The sequence below is a fragment of the Kribbella sp. NPDC000426 genome (genome assembly GCF_040300265.1).
GTDB lineage: Bacteria > Actinomycetota > Actinomycetes > Propionibacteriales > Kribbellaceae > Kribbella.
In genome coordinates, this window is sequence record NZ_JBEPDK010000005.1 from 21,689 (window position 1) to 35,066 (window position 13,378).

General features: G+C 69.8%; 17 protein-coding genes. 9 read left to right on the forward strand and 8 right to left on the reverse strand.

Annotated features, from left to right (window positions below; genetic code table 11):
- Nucleotides 1-144 precede the first annotated feature (144 nt).
- From ABT313_RS24085 to ABT313_RS24115, 7 genes are all read left to right on the forward strand, one after another.
- Nucleotides 145-738 (forward strand): hypothetical protein, encoded by a 594-nt coding sequence (locus ABT313_RS24085; protein WP_350857938.1) that lies wholly within the window; start codon nucleotides 145-147, stop codon nucleotides 736-738.
- The gene (locus ABT313_RS24090) at nucleotides 735-1,031 is read left to right on the forward strand and encodes a hypothetical protein (protein WP_350857941.1); all 297 of its coding nucleotides are present in this window, start codon (nucleotides 735-737) and stop codon (nucleotides 1,029-1,031) included. The genes ABT313_RS24085 and ABT313_RS24090 overlap by 4 nt, the downstream gene beginning before the upstream one ends.
- Before the next feature lie 68 nt (nucleotides 1,032-1,099).
- Entirely contained in the window at nucleotides 1,100-1,681 is a 582-nt protein-coding gene (locus ABT313_RS24095; protein ID WP_350857944.1) for a hypothetical protein, read from the forward strand.
- 8 nt (nucleotides 1,682-1,689) lie between these two features.
- A complete protein-coding gene (locus tag ABT313_RS24100) occupies nucleotides 1,690-2,847 on the forward strand; it encodes a hypothetical protein (protein ID WP_350857946.1) in 1,158 nt (385 codons plus the stop codon).
- 69 nt (nucleotides 2,848-2,916) lie between these two features.
- Nucleotides 2,917-3,567 carry a nucleotidyl transferase AbiEii/AbiGii toxin family protein gene (locus tag ABT313_RS24105; RefSeq protein WP_350857949.1) on the forward strand — a complete coding sequence of 217 codons (651 nt, stop codon included), beginning with the start codon at nucleotides 2,917-2,919 and terminating at the stop codon, nucleotides 3,565-3,567.
- A 12-nt stretch (nucleotides 3,568-3,579) separates the two neighbouring features.
- Nucleotides 3,580-3,918 carry a hypothetical protein gene (locus ABT313_RS24110; RefSeq protein ID WP_350857952.1) on the forward strand — a complete coding sequence of 113 codons (339 nt, stop codon included), beginning with the start codon at nucleotides 3,580-3,582 and terminating at the stop codon, nucleotides 3,916-3,918.
- Complete coding sequence (locus ABT313_RS24115) at nucleotides 3,915-4,697, forward strand: nucleotidyl transferase AbiEii/AbiGii toxin family protein (RefSeq protein ID WP_350857955.1); 783 nt, start codon at nucleotides 3,915-3,917, stop codon at nucleotides 4,695-4,697. Before ABT313_RS24110 ends, ABT313_RS24115 begins: the two co-directional genes overlap by 4 nt.
- On the opposite strand, the gene ABT313_RS24120 is transcribed toward ABT313_RS24115, so the two are convergent.
- The 3 genes from ABT313_RS24120 to ABT313_RS24130 are packed head-to-tail and all read right to left on the reverse strand — an operon-like array spanning nucleotide 4,694 to nucleotide 8,469.
- A complete protein-coding gene (locus ABT313_RS24120; protein ID WP_350857958.1) occupies nucleotides 4,694-5,917 on the reverse strand; it encodes an AI-2E family transporter in 1,224 nt (407 codons plus the stop codon). The two genes, ABT313_RS24115 and ABT313_RS24120, sit on opposite strands and share 4 nt — an antisense overlap.
- A 30-nt stretch (nucleotides 5,918-5,947) precedes the next feature.
- Nucleotides 5,948-7,318, reverse strand: coding sequence for a glutamate mutase L (locus ABT313_RS24125; protein ID WP_350857961.1), 1,371 nt, complete (start codon nucleotides 7,316-7,318; stop codon nucleotides 5,948-5,950).
- Nucleotides 7,315-8,469, reverse strand: a complete 1,155-nt coding sequence (locus ABT313_RS24130; RefSeq protein ID WP_350857964.1) for a cystathionine gamma-synthase — start codon at nucleotides 8,467-8,469, stop codon at nucleotides 7,315-7,317. Before ABT313_RS24130 ends, ABT313_RS24125 begins: the two co-directional genes overlap by 4 nt.
- A gap of 190 nt (nucleotides 8,470-8,659) precedes the next feature.
- On the opposite strand from ABT313_RS24130, the gene ABT313_RS24135 reads away from it, so the two are divergent.
- Nucleotides 8,660-9,241: a hypothetical protein gene (locus ABT313_RS24135; RefSeq protein ID WP_350857967.1), complete on the forward strand. Its 582-nt coding sequence runs from the start codon at nucleotides 8,660-8,662 to the stop codon at nucleotides 9,239-9,241.
- Between the two features lie 147 nt (nucleotides 9,242-9,388).
- Here ABT313_RS24135 and ABT313_RS24140 read toward each other — a convergent pair whose 3' ends face one another.
- The 3 genes from ABT313_RS24140 to ABT313_RS24150 form a co-directional block, all read right to left on the reverse strand.
- Nucleotides 9,389-10,168 (reverse strand): hypothetical protein, encoded by a 780-nt coding sequence (locus tag ABT313_RS24140; protein WP_350857969.1) that lies wholly within the window; start codon nucleotides 10,166-10,168, stop codon nucleotides 9,389-9,391.
- Nucleotides 10,169-10,213: 45 nt separating this feature from the next.
- Nucleotides 10,214-10,999 carry a hypothetical protein gene (locus ABT313_RS24145; RefSeq protein WP_350857972.1) on the reverse strand — a complete coding sequence of 262 codons (786 nt, stop codon included), beginning with the start codon at nucleotides 10,997-10,999 and terminating at the stop codon, nucleotides 10,214-10,216.
- Nucleotides 11,000-11,261: 262 nt separating this feature from the next.
- Nucleotides 11,262-11,528 (reverse strand): hypothetical protein, encoded by a 267-nt coding sequence (locus ABT313_RS24150; RefSeq protein ID WP_350857973.1) that lies wholly within the window; start codon nucleotides 11,526-11,528, stop codon nucleotides 11,262-11,264.
- A gap of 700 nt (nucleotides 11,529-12,228) precedes the next feature.
- Between ABT313_RS24150 and ABT313_RS24155 the strand changes: the two genes are divergently transcribed.
- Complete coding sequence (locus ABT313_RS24155; protein ID WP_350857976.1) at nucleotides 12,229-12,351, forward strand: hypothetical protein; 123 nt, start codon at nucleotides 12,229-12,231, stop codon at nucleotides 12,349-12,351.
- A gap of 62 nt (nucleotides 12,352-12,413) precedes the next feature.
- On the opposite strand, the gene ABT313_RS24160 is transcribed toward ABT313_RS24155, so the two are convergent.
- Together ABT313_RS24160 and yczE are read right to left on the reverse strand one after the other, a co-directional pair.
- Entirely contained in the window at nucleotides 12,414-12,710 is a 297-nt protein-coding gene (locus ABT313_RS24160; RefSeq protein ID WP_350857978.1) for a DUF1905 domain-containing protein, read from the reverse strand.
- 3 nt (nucleotides 12,711-12,713) lie between these two features.
- A complete protein-coding gene (gene yczE, locus ABT313_RS24165; RefSeq protein WP_350857981.1) occupies nucleotides 12,714-13,370 on the reverse strand; it encodes a membrane protein YczE in 657 nt (218 codons plus the stop codon).
- Between the last annotated feature and the right edge of the window lie 8 nt (nucleotides 13,371-13,378).

The window sequence follows — 13,378 nt, forward strand, 5'->3', positions numbered from 1 at the left end:
ACCTACCCGACAGCCGCCCTGGGAAGCTTCCCAGGGCGGCTGTTCTTCTGCTCCGCGTGAGACGAACGGCCCGGCTGACCCCGCCGGGGTCTTAGTTTCGACAGCAGACGGTGATGCACCGCGACGATAGGGACAGCCGCACGGATGAAGACTCTTGACCGGCCGTTGGACGACGACGACCGCGCAATGGCGGACCTCGCCGAGGTCCGTGACTGGCGACGCCTCGGCGGACCGCAGTCGGGTGCCACCGGCCCCGATCCGGTGCGTCGCCTGATCCGCAGGGTCAAGTCGGCGACCAATTGGAAGCCGTGGCCGATCACCCGCAAGACCGTGATCGACGACCAGCTGGACGGCTGGGGATTCCTGACCCGCCGCAAGACCGAGCTCGCCGTGTACGACGACCAGGTCCTGCCGCACAGCCCGTTCAGCGGCTGGGTCGCGTTCGCGATCGAGCGCACCGATATCGACGCGGCGATCAGCGGACTCGACGAACACTGGCCGCCGAAGTTCGACCTCGCCTGCCGGCACTGGGGACAACCGGCGTACGTCGGGATCGACAGCAAGACCGGTTTCGTCGACGACTGGTCTCCCGGCGCCGGTGCGGACCGTCGCCACCTCGCCGTGTGGACGCCGCCCGGCGCAGAGATCCACCTGTACAGCAACAAGCCGACACCGCGCCCCTTGTCGGTATCGGTCGGAATCAACTACACGGTCTACCTCAACGAGGAGGGGACATGAGGACACCACTTCACGCCACCCGGGAACGACAGCGGGACGACCTGTTCGCGAACGCCGGGAACCCGGCACCCACCGGAGCCGTCGACAGTAGCGTGTCGGACACCTCGCTCACCGCCCTCGCCCACGACCGCGCCGGTACGGGTCCGGCGATCCGGTCGCGGGATCTCGACGCGAACCTCCGCGCCGGGCTACTGCCGCCGAGCCGGGCACGAGCCGCCGGCGAGGCTCCCGTACGCCCCCAGACCGGCGGACCGTCACCTCGCAACAGAGACCGCGGCGGACCGGCCCGCTAGACCGGAACGCCTTTGTTTTCAGCACATTCGACCCCCGACACCGCACCGACGGAAGGAACAAGCCCGGAATGAAGACGCTGGACAGGCCACTCGACGAGGACGAACGGGCCTTCGCCGACTTCGCCGAGATTCGCGACTGGTCGGCAATCGCCGGACCGAACAACAACGACAGCGGACCGAAGGTCGTCCGGGCGATCGTCGAGCGCGTCACGTCGGCCACCGACTGGCAGCCCTGGCCGCTGGCGCAGGGCGAGGAGATCGACCGCGCGGTGGCGTCGTGGGGGTTCACCACCAAGCGCAACAGCACGATCATCGTGTTCCCGGGGATGGCGTTCGCGGATGCCAAGAACAGCGGCTGGTGCGCGTACGACATCGAGCCGGGCGACATCGCCGACGCGGAGGCAGGCCTCGACGCCCACTGGCCGGCCCACTTCGAGCTGGCCCGCAAGTACTTCGGCGAGCCGACGTACGTCGGTGACGACAGCCAGCCGGGATTCCTCGACGAGTGGGGTCCGGGCGCCGGATCCGACAAGCGTCACCTGGCCACCTGGCTGCTGCCCGGTGCGCACCTGCGGCTGTTCAGTACGAAGCCGACCAATTCCCCGCTGACCCCCGCGGTCGGCGTCAGCTACGCGGTCTACATCAACTAGGAGACGTAATGACGACCCCTACTCAGGAAAGCCCCGCGTGGCCGCAGGGCAGTTGGATGCAGTCAGGTGAGTGGCTCGCGAACCTGAACGAGAACGAGCAGGCGAACCTGCGCGCCTTCGTCGGGATGACGCCGGAGCAGCGGACCGCCTCGATGCAGTACGCGAGCCTCGACTCGCGGCAGCAGGCGAACCTGATGCGCGCGGCGAACACCGATCCGCTGCGCGACCGGGTGAACGCCGCGGTCCGTGGCGCGGTCGCCCGGGTCCACCTGGCCTACGACAACACCCAGCACCGGCTGAGCGAAGCCGCCCAGACGCTGGCCACCCAGGCCCGCGAATACCGCGACGCCGCGGTCGCGGGCGCCACCCGTCGGTACGAGAACACGCGGGACACGGTCGTACAGGCTGGGCGTGACGTCCGGGACACCGCCGTACAGGCAGGCCGTGATGTCCGGGCCGGTGCTGAGGAGCTCGGTCAGCAGGTCGCGGGTGCGTACAACCGCGGGGTCGACCGCGCGAACGAGTTCGGCAACCGGGTCGCCGAGACCTACCAGGGCGCTCGCGACGGCATCGTCGACGCGGCGCAGCGCGGTCAGGTGCGCCTCGACCAGGCGTGGCAGGCCGGCGCCGACCGGCTGAACGAGACCGGCCAGCAGATCGCCCAGGGTGCCCGGGACCTCCGGACGGCGGCGGTCGGCACCGCTCGGGACGCGCGTGACGCGGTCGTCGGCGGCGCCCGCACCGCGCGGGACGCTGTCACCTCGGCGCCCGGCAAGGTCGGTCGCTGGTTCGAGGGCAAGTTCAACAACACGATGCTCAAGGCCGAGAGCTCGCTGGCGTCGTTCAACGCCGGTCGGCACAACCCGCCGCTGGGTGCCGACATGAACCGGGCGATGGACACCAAGAGCCAGCTGGCGATGATCCAGCAGTGGAGCGAGAACCTCCCGGGTCAGATCACGGTCGAGTCGAACGAGGCGATCCAGAACCTCGCCCAGGCGTCCCAGGCCCAGATCGACGCGCAGAACGCAGCTCGCCTCGCGGGTGGCGTCGCCCCGGCCAGCCAGGCCGTCGGCCAGCCGCAGCAGCCGCAGACCGCGCAGCAGGGTGAGCAGAGCCAGCCGGCCAACCTCACCAAGAACAACGACAAGGGCGGCCTCACCCGCTGACCCCGAAGACGCCGCCGGGCTTGGCCCGGCGGCGTCTTTCTGTACCCGGGACCGGGCAGACTGACCATCGTGAACCCGCTCCAGACCAAGCTCACCACCGTCGGCCTCGAAGCCCTGGCCCCCTACGGCTTCGTCCTCGCCGGCGGCTACGCCCTCCGGGCCCACGGGTACGGCACCCGGGAATCCGACGACATCGACCTGTTCACCAACATCCTCGACCCCGACAACTTCACCCGAGCCGTCGAGGCCCTCGTCGCTGCGTACGAGGCCGGCGGTCTCACCGTCGAGGTCGCCAGGCGGGCACCGCAGTTCGCCCGGCTCGTCGTCGACTCAGCCGCCAAGGTCGATCTCGGGGTGGATCACCGGCAACGCCCGCCGGTGCTGACAGAGGTCGGCGCGGTGCTGTCGGAGGCGGACTCGATCGGCAGCAAGGTCGGCGCGGTGTACTCCCGGCTCGAGCCGCGTGACTTCATGGATGTCCAGGCCGTGCTGGACAGCGGACGCCACCATCCGGACGCGCTGCTCGCCCTCGCGGATCAGCGGGAGGCGCTCCCCCTCGACCGCCCGATGTTCGCGGCCCAGCTCCGGGCCGGCGCCCGGCTCCCGGACGCCGGATTCACCCGGTACGGCGCCGGTCCCGATCTGATCGCGCGGATCCGTCGTACGGCGACCGAGTGGGCCCTGGAACTCGATCGAGGCTCTGATGCGCCTGCTCTCTGAGACGATGGCGGGATGAGCGACAAGCACGAGGCCCAACCCGGTGACACGTATGCCTCGATGATCCCGTACATCGTTCCCGAGTCGCTGGACCTGCTCCGGGGTCCGACGAGCGGTGTCGTGGATCTGCCGAGCCGTCTCGACTGGGGCCCGCACCGCACGTACGACCTCGCGAGCGTCGACGACGCGATCGCGCTCTACAGCAAGGTGATCAGCGAGGCCTCGACCCAGGACGACCTGACCGAGTTCCTCAACCGGGACGTGCTGGTCGCCATCTGGCAGCGCCTCCGGCTTCCCCGCCGGTGTGCCGACCTGTGGAACCAGGCCTTCCCGCAGCTCACCACCGCCGGATGAAGCCGGAACACGAACGGGCGACGCGGATCGCACTGTCCTCGCTGCGGGACAAGGGCTTCGCGTTGGCCGGGGGCAACGCGCTGTCCATGCACGGGATAGGAAGCCGCGAGTCCGACGACATCGACCTGTTCACGAACGACCTGAACCAGAACGTCGGCGAGTCGGTCGAGGGTGTGAAGGCCGCGTTCGAGGAGCAGGGATACACCGCTGAGGTCACCCGGCAGTACCCGGCGCACGCGCGCATCGAGGTCGCGAGAGGCGACGAGAAGACCCACATCGACCTCGGTCAGGACTACCGCAGCAAGCCGGCGGTGGAGACCGACGTCGGCCCGGTGATCTCGGTCGAGGACGCGGTCGGCTCCAAGGCCGCCTCGATCTACACCCGCGGTGAGGCCAAGGACTTCGTGGACGTGAACGCCGCCATGGAGGCGGGGTACTCGACCGACCACCTGCTCCAGCTGGCCGACGCCCGCGAGGCATCCCCGATGGATCGGCCGATGTTCGCGCAACTGCTGGACGACGCCCAGCGGATCCCGGACGCGGAGTACGCCAAGTACGGTCTGAACCAGGAACAGACGGCTGGGCTGAAGGAGCGCATGGGCGCCTGGGCGAACCAGATCCGGACCCGCGAGGCCAACCCCGACATCGACAAGTCGGTCGGTCTGCTGAACTCCGGTCAGGCGATGCCCGGACAGGTCCAGGCCGCCGGCTCGAGCGGCACGACCGAGCGCAGGTCGTCGCTGAGCCAGGAGCGGTCGAAGGGCGAGCGCGGCAGTTAGTCCTCGGCCGGTAGTGGATGGCGGCGTCTGGGGAGGGGGCGTCGTGGGGGGTCGGGTTCGGGGTCGTTGCCGGCCAGGTGGTTGACGATGGCGTTGAGGACGGCGGCGGTGGGGACGGCCACCAGGGCGCCGACGATGCCGGCGATGACGACACCGGTGGCGATCGCCAGGATGACCGCGAGCGGGTGGACGCTGACCGCGCGGCCGAGGAGGAACGGCTGCAGGACGTGGGCTTCCAGCTGCTGTACGCCGATCACGACCGCGAGCATGACGATCGCGACAATGGGGCCCTTGGCAACCAACGCGACGAGGACGGCGACCACGCCGCTGACCAGCGCGCCGACCACCGGTACGAACGCGCCGACGAACACCAGGATGCCGATCGCGCTCACCAGCGGCAGGCCGAGGATCGCGGCGCCGAGCGAGATGCCGATCGCGTCCACGGCCGCGACCACGATCGTCGCGCGGACGAACGCGGTCAACGAGACCCAGGCCCTGCGGCCGGACGAGTCAGCCTTGTCGCGGGCGCGGCGCGGGAACAGCCGGACCAGCCACGCCCAGATCTGATCGCCCTGGTACAGGAAGAAGAACAAGCAGAACAGCGAGATGAACAGGCCCGCGACGACATGCGTGGCCGTAGTACCGACGGCTGCTGCTTGCTGACCGAGCGCTCCGCCGGAGGTGATCTGTTCGCGCAGCGTCTTGATCGCGTTGGTGACGTCCTGGTCGGTCAGGCCGAAGTTGATCCGGCCCAGCTCGCGGAGCTTCTGCACACCTTCGCCGACCTGCGTCGACAGGCTGTCGAACTGACCGGCGATCTGCGTGCCGACCAGGGTGAGCAGACCGGCCACTAGCACGACCGTCGCGATCACCGTGATCCCGGCCGCGGCGCCGCGCGGCAGGCGGAGCTTCTGCAGACCGTTGGTGACGGGCACGAGCAGAGCAGTCAGCAGTACGCCGACAGTCACCGGTACGACGACCTCGGACAGGTACCGGATGCCGTACCCGATCACGAGCACGGCGGCCACGATCACCAGGAACCGCCACGCCCAGGTGCTGGCGACGTACATCCCCCGCGTCACACCGGCGTCGTCGACCGACGCCACGTCATCGGCAAGCCTCTGCTCCTCCGACTCGGCGGTCTCGTCCAGGACCTTGTTGTCCGCCACCGGACTCTGATCCTCGGAGACCTCCGTGTCGTCCCGCCCCGTCTCGCTCATCGCACCTCCACAGCTCCGTTGCTGCTGAGACTAGTGCCCGCGCGCGCCGGTTCCATGAATGTGGGCCGCCAGCCCTTCCGCGGCCATCGGTTCGTCATCCGCGAGGAGGCCGACAGCTGCGAGCACGTAGTCGGCGTCGACGCACACCTCCGCCCGCTGCGGGACGAGCCAGCCCTCCTCCTGTGCGTTCGTACCGATCGAGCCCAGAATCCGGGCGGCGGCCTCGGGCGGGTTGTGCCGCAGTACTCCCCCGGATCCGACCAGCAGATCCACCTCGCGCAGGTCCTTCCCGGAGCGCTCGATCACTCGCCCGCCCGGCCCGAACACGATCCGCTGCCGTCCCGCATGCCGCCTCAGCGCGACCGTTGCGGCGACACTCGCCAGCGTCTCGTCGTACGTCTTCTCGGTCTCGTTGTCGGGGAGGTAGGACGGATCGTCATGCCGGCGTTCGGCAGCTCGTTGTAGGCCGGCCACGTCAGCGATGAGCCCGGCTTCGGCGCCCGCGGCGACCACCGGTACGGCGCTCCAGCGCATCCCGAGATCGCCCTCGACCGTCCGGGTGACCGGATGCGTGGCGACGACCTCGCGGCCGAGATTCGCGTCCTCGGGGTCGAGCTCGATCACCGAGTGCACGTCGGTCGTAGCGCCGCCGATGTCGACGACCGCCACATCGCCGTGCAGACCGGCGAGCACCTCGACGCCCCGCAGTACGACGTCCGGCGTCGCGGCCCGGATCATGCTCGCGAACGACGGGTCGCGGGACAGGTTCTTCCCGCCGATCACATGTTTCAGGAACATCTCGCGGATCGCTGCCCGCGCGCTGTCCGGGGCGAACACGCCGATCTCCGGCACGACGTTGTCCGCGAGCACATGTGGTACGGCGGCGGCGGTCAGCAGGTCACGGATCTCGGCCTGCGCGTCGATGTTGCCCGCGACAACGACCGGTTTCCGCCACTTGTACTTCGCCAGCGTCTCGGCCGCCTTCAGCAGCACCGCCGAGTTGCCGCCGTCGGTCCCGCCGAGCAGCAGCACGACGTCCGGCCGGTCCTTGCGCAGCTCCTTCTGGCTGGTTGCCGTCAGCCCACCGTTGACGACAGCAACCACCCGGCCGCCGCTGGACAACGCGACCCGCTTCCCGGCCTCCGCGGTGACGAGCTCTTCGTTGCCCACGACACCGATCCGCAGCCCGCCACCCGCACTGGAACAGGCGAGCACCTCGGCCTTCTTGATGCTTTGGTCTGCGCCTTCGAGCACGCTGCGGCAGGCCCGCCAGCCGTCCATCACATCGGTGTCGATCGTCGTCCGGTGCTCGGCCCGGGCCACCAACTCACCCGAACCGATGTCCACGGCAACCGCCTTGGTGAACGTCGACCCGAAGTCAACGGCCACAACCAGCGTCACGCCATTGCGCGATCGAGGTCGAGGAGCAGGTCGTCGACGGTCTCGATGCCGACGCTCAGGCGGATCAGGTCGGCCGGCACCTCCAGCGGCGTACCGGCGACCGAGGCGTGGGTCATCTTGCCCGGGTGCTCGATCAGCGACTCGACGCCGCCGAGGGACTCGCCGAGCGTGAACACCTCGGCCTTGTTGCAGATGTCCAGCGCGTGCTTCTCTCCACCGGTGACGCGGAAGCTCACGATCCCGCCGTACCGCTTCATCTGCTTGGCGGCGGTCTCGTGGCCCGGGTGGCCGTCGATGCCCGGGTACAGCACCTGGGCGACCGAGTTGTGCCGCTGCAGGAACTCGACGACCTTCTCGGCGTTGTCGCTGTGCCGGTCCATCCGGACGCCGAGCGTCTTGATGCCGCGCAGCACCAGCCACGCGTCGAACGGCCCGGCGACGGCGCCGATCGCGTTCTGGTGGAAGGCGATCTTCTCGGCGAGCTCAGCGTCACGGACGACGAGCGCGCCGCCGACCACGTCGGAGTGGCCGCCCATGTACTTCGTGGTCGAGTGGACGACCACGTCCGCGCCGAGCTCCAGCGGCTGCTGCAGGTACGGCGAGGCGAAGGTGTTGTCGACGACCAGCAGGGCGCCGGCGTCGTGTGCGATCTGCGCGACGATCGCGATGTCCGCGACATTCAGCAACGGGTTGGTGGGCGTCTCGAGCCAGACGACCTTGGTCTTGCCGGGCTGGATCGCGGCCCGGATCGCCTCCGGGTGGGTGACCGCGGCCGGCGTCATCTCGACGCCCCAGTTGCCGAGCACCTTGGAGAACAGCCGGAACGTGCCGCCGTACGCGTCGTCGGGGAACACCACGTGGTCGCCGGGCACGCACAGCGAGCGGATCAGGGTGTCCTCGGCCGCGAGCCCGCTGGCGAACGCGAACCCGCGGTTCCCCGCCTCGATCGCGGCCAGGCACTCCTCGAGCGCCGTCCGGGTCGGGTTCGCGGAGCGGGAGTACTCGTAGCCGTTGCGCAGCCCGCCGACGCCGTCCTGCTTGTAGGTGCTGGTGGCATAGATCGGCGGGACCACCGAGCCGGTGGTCGGGTCAGGCTCGTTCCCGGCGTGGATGGCGAGCGTCTCGAAGCCGTAGTGGTGTTCCGTGTTCACCGGACCAGCGTACGGCCTGGTCCTATCCGCCCGTGCAGGCTGTCCACAGCTGGGGTACGGGCTGCGGCGATTGGTGGGATCCAGGTTGTCCACAGGCGCGTCGTACCGGCTGGCGAATGACCCACTGCGCCGCCTACGGTTGCGGTCAGTGGTTACCGCCGGGGACCGAGAGGAAGGACGACGGGGCCGGATGAAGACGCAGGACAGGCCGCTCGACCAGGACGACCTGGCGATGGCGGATCTCGCCGAGATCCCCGACTGGGGCACGATCGCCGGTCCGGACGGCGACGAAGCCGGTCCGGAGGTTGTGCGCGCCCTGGTGAACCGGGTGATGGGCCAGACGACCTGGCAGCCGTGGCCGCTCGAGGCCGGCGAGGTCATCGGCGACGAGATGGTCTCCTGGGGTTTCACCACCCGTCGGGGTACGACGATGATCGTGTTCGACGGGCTCGCGTTCCCGGACTGCCCGGACAGCGGCTGGTCGGCGTACGACATCGGTCCGGACGACATCACCGCCGCCGAGGCCGGGCTGGACGCGCACTGGCCGGCCCACCTCTCGCTCGCCACCAGGCACTGGGGCCAGCCCGACTACATCGGTGACGAGAGCAGCGTCACGTTCGTGGACGAGTGGGAGCCGGGCGCCGGCACCGGCCGCCGGCACCTCGCCGTCTGGCTGCGCCCAGGCGCCCAGATCCACCTGTACAGCAACAAGCCCAGCAAGGACCCGCTGACGACGTCGGTCGGGGTCAACTACGCCGTGTACATCGACTAGGAGACCTTCTATGAGCGAGCGCAGCGAGCGAATCAAAGGAAGAGCCGAGCGGCTCGCTCAGGCCGGAGCCGAGCGTAGCGAGGTGGAGGCGTGAGCGAGCCCTCTGCTGAGCCCCGCCAAGGGCGGATCTCACGTTGGCGTGCACGGTCACGCGGTACGAAGACGATGAAGGCCGGTTACGCACTGGCCGCGCGCGACGTGAAGAACTGGGACAGGGACGTCCTGGCGCGCATCGGCAGCTCCCGGATGACTCCGGCGCACCTGGCGCGACTGTCGCAGGTAGGAGTGAACGGGCAGGTCCGCCCCGATCTGCATGCCGGCACCTCGCAGGTGATGAGCCAGCGTGCGACCAATCGGATGCAGCGGACCCAGCGCCAGCAGAGCCCGACCAGGAACCCGCTCCGCCAGGCCGCCCGAGGGTACTCCCGCTGGCGGGACGTCCGGCACGGCACCAAGATGGTCAAGGCCGCGATGGTCCTGGCCGGCAAAGAGGCGAAGAACGCCGATCCCCAGGTCAGACTGGCAATGGGTAACGACCCGACCATGACCAAGAGCCAGATCTCCAACATGGTCCAGGGCCAGATGGAGATGGCCTTCAAACCTGAGGTATATGCGCCGCCCGGACAGCAGCAGGGCCAGCAGGCCGGTCAGCAGCAGGCCGGTCAGCAGCAGGGCGGGCAGCAGCAGGGCGGGCAGCAGCAGGGTCGGGGCCAAGGGCAACAGGTTCAGGGTCAGGGCCAGCGGCAACAGATCCAGGGCGGTCGGGTGCAGGCGCAGGGATCCGGCGTGATGCAGCAGCTCGTGGCTGCCGCCGGCGGTCAGGCGGCTGGCGAGACCGAGGAGGCGCTGGTCCAGGCCCTGGCCGAGTTCCAGCGCCTGCAGGGCGAGATCAAGCAACTGATCGAGACCCGAATGGCCCAGATCCAACAGGAGAACGCCAACCTGACGGCCCTCCTGAACGAGGTCAACCGCTCAGGCCAACAGGTCAACCAGCAACCAGGCGAGCGCCCGCAGCTCGACCCGAACGTCCACAACGTAGGCCAACACCCCATCGTCCAAACCGACGAACCCGCCCAGCAGACAGCCGAAGGCCAACAGGCTGGCGAAGGCCAGCAAGTAGGCGAAGGCCAGCAAGTTGCCGAGGGGCAGCAAGCCGGCGAGGGCCAGCAAGTTGCCGAGGGCCAGCAGGCTGGCGACGGTCAGCAGGTGGGCGCCGGCGAGCAAGTTGCCGAGGGGCAGCAGGTCGGCGAGGGTCAGCAGGCCGGTGACGGTCAGCAGGCCGGTGACGGTCAGCAGGTAGGCGATGGCCAGCAAGTGGCTGAGGGGCCGCAGGTCGGTGACGGCCAGCAGGTGGCCGAGGGCCAGCAAGCCGGTGACGGTCAGCAGGTTCAGGGCGGCGAGCAGCAGGTCGGCGAGGGCGCTCAGGCGCCGGTCGCCGCAAGCGGTCAGCAGGTAGCCCAAGGCGGACCGGAAGCCGCGCAGCGACCCGAGACCGCCCAACAGCCAGTAAGCCGAAGCGAGAACTGGACAAGAACCGCAGAGTCCCCCGAGACCCGCGCCGAACAACCCGTCGCTCCCCCAGCCCAGGGCCAACCCCAGGTGGAAGGCCAGTCCCAGACACAGGGCCAGCCACAGCTCGGGGGGCAGGCACAGGGCCAGCCCCGCGTCGAGGGCCAGCCACAGCTCGGGGGGCAGGCACAGGGCCAGCCCCGCGTCGAGGGCCAGCCGCAGGTCCAGGGCCAGGGGGAGCAGGTCCAAGGCCAGCCACAAGGCCAGGGGCAGGCACAGGGACAGGCCCAGGGCGAGGCGACAGCCGACCCCAAGGAGGTCAGGGCGAAGGAAGAGGCCGCACGAGCCGCCGCAGCAGCCGGCGACGTGGCGCCGGTTCGCGGTTCAACCCAGGCAGCAGCCACCAAGACGGCCGAGTCCGCAAGACAAGACACCGGAACCCGATCCACCGGCCAAACCGCAAGCCGCAACCCCCAACACACCGGCCCCGGCAAGTAACCACCAGCACCCGCTACCACCACGAACGCCGCCGGCCCCCGGCGGCGTTCGTCGCACCCGGCCTCCGTCGCACCCGGCCTTCGGCGTACCCGGCCTTCGTCGCACCCGGCCTCCGTCGCACCCGGCCTTCGGCGTACCCGGCCTTCGGCGTACCCGGCCTTCGGCGTACCCGGCCTTCGGCGTACCCCACCTGCATCACCCCGCCCGGTACTCCGGCGTGCAGCTCCTGCAGCCGCTCCGACCTCCGTCGTACTCCGGCCACGTCCATCGCAGCCCGCATCCGCTGCACCCCGCCGCACTCGTTCGCCCCGGGCGCTCGCCGTACCCCGTGCTCGCCGTACCCCGCGCTCGCCGTACCCCACGCTCGCCGTACCCCGCTCCCGACGGACCCCGGCCGCGCTCGCCGTACACCGCTCCCGACGGACCCCGGCCGCGCTCGCCGTACCCCGTGCTCGCCATACCCCACGCTCGCCGTACGCCGTTCCCGTCGGACCCGGGCCGGGCTCGCCGGTCCCCAGAAGCCTCCGTCGTACTCCGGCCGTTTCCGTCACAGCGCGGCGGCGTTCGCTCGGACCCCGCGGCGCTCGTCGGTGTTCGTCGTACCCCCGGGGCGCGCTCGTCGTAGCCGGGGTTGGTCGTGCCCCGGTCGCCGTCGTCATACGCCGACCACGCTCGTCGCACCCGCATTCGCGTCCCCGGCTGCGGTCGTCCTGCGGGGCCTTCGTTGTCCCCAGCGTTCGCCGCGCCCGCAGCTTTCGTCGTGCTCCGACAGCGTCCGCCCTACCCTGAGGCGCTCGACGGCGTCCGCTGTACCGCGTGTCCGTCGTAGCTGGCAGCCCTCGTCGTACGCCGTCCGCATCCGTCACGCACCGGCAGTGTCCGCCAGACCCACGGCACCCGTCTTAGCCGGCCGCGGTCGCCGTCCACGGAGTACCTCGGCGCGACCCAGGCGGCCTCGTCGGGTGCCGGGCGCCTTCATCGTGAGCGTCGTATCCAGGGCGCGGCTGTCGCACCTCGCCGGCTGCGTCGTACCCCAGCGTTCGACGTACGCCGCGTCGTGCCCGGCGTTCGCCCGTGCCCCAGCCGCGTCGGACGAACGGTGAGGCTTCGGCGCGTGGCTGGCGGGTTTCGGGCCGGGGTGCTGTCGTGGGTGGACCGGCTGGGGTTAGAAGTCGACGAGGTCTAACTGGGTCTCGACGGGGGTGCCTTCGGATAGGCCCTCGGCTAGTCGGACGGGCTTCTTCACTGGCAGGAGGTAGGTGCCGGACTTGCTCGGGAACAGGGAGGTTTGCCAGGTGCTGGTGCCGACCGTGACGCTGACCCGTACGGAGCCGAAGCCCTTGCGTCGGCCCGCGGTCAGGTCGGCGATGTCGTCGCTGATTTCCTCGGGGACCGCGACGAAGTACCAACTGCCTTCGCCCGGGTACTGCCACAGCGGCGCCGCAAACCGGTAAGTGCTCACGCCTCAGGATTTCAGGCGGACGGTGAAGATCGGTAGCAGGAAGTGGACGAGCGGGCCGATCGCGAGGGCGTAGACGACGGTGCCGACACCGATGGATCCGCCGAGGAGGAAGCCGGTCGCGAGGACGGTGAGCTCGATCGACGTACGGACGAGGCGGACGCTCAGGCCGGTACGACGTACCAGCCCGGTCATGAGCCCGTCGCGCGGACCGGGGCCGAACTGGGCACCGATGTAGAGCGCGCCAGCGAGTGCGTTGACGACGACACCAGCCAGCATGAACACGATCCGGAGCCAGAGCGCGTCGGGACGGTCGACGGTCGCGAGGGTCAGGTCGGTGACGAGGCCGATCACGATGGCGTTGCTGATCGTGCCGAGGCCGGGCCATTGCCGCAGTGGGATCCAGGCCAGCAGTACGACGAAGCTCACCGCGATCACTACGGTGCCGAAGCTGAATGGGAAGTGCTTCGTGATGCCGGAGTGGAACACGTCCCACGGGTCCAGGCCGAGGTTGCCCTGGATCATCAGGCCCATCGAGGCGCCGTACAGGGTCAGCCCGACGTACAGCTGGACGAGGCGTCGCGGCAGGTGGCCTGCTTTCAGCTGCTGGATCGGATTGATAGGCGCGAGCTGGCGCGGTGGGGCATCCGGAGTGGCGGTCACGTACTCCA

Bases quoted from the DNA above. Each gene is read 5' to 3' on its own strand.
- ABT313_RS24095 (WP_350857944.1), top strand. From the start codon at position 1,100: ATGAAGACGCTGGACAGGCCACTCGACGAGGACGAACGGGCCTTCGCC.
- ABT313_RS24085 (WP_350857938.1), top strand. From the start codon at position 145: ATGAAGACTCTTGACCGGCCGTTGGACGACGACGACCGCGCAATGGCG.
- ABT313_RS24150 (WP_350857973.1), bottom strand. From the start codon at position 11,528: ATGCGGGCTGCGATGGACGTGGCCGGAGTACGACGGAGGTCGGAGCGG.
- ABT313_RS24100 (WP_350857946.1), top strand. From the start codon at position 1,690: ATGACGACCCCTACTCAGGAAAGCCCCGCGTGGCCGCAGGGCAGTTGG.
- ABT313_RS24135 (WP_350857967.1), top strand. From the start codon at position 8,660: ATGAAGACGCAGGACAGGCCGCTCGACCAGGACGACCTGGCGATGGCG.
- ABT313_RS24115 (WP_350857955.1), top strand. From the start codon at position 3,915: ATGAAGCCGGAACACGAACGGGCGACGCGGATCGCACTGTCCTCGCTG.
- ABT313_RS24110 (WP_350857952.1), top strand. From the start codon at position 3,580: ATGAGCGACAAGCACGAGGCCCAACCCGGTGACACGTATGCCTCGATG.
- ABT313_RS24120 (WP_350857958.1), bottom strand. From the start codon at position 5,917: ATGAGCGAGACGGGGCGGGACGACACGGAGGTCTCCGAGGATCAGAGT.
- ABT313_RS24090 (WP_350857941.1), top strand. From the start codon at position 735: ATGAGGACACCACTTCACGCCACCCGGGAACGACAGCGGGACGACCTG.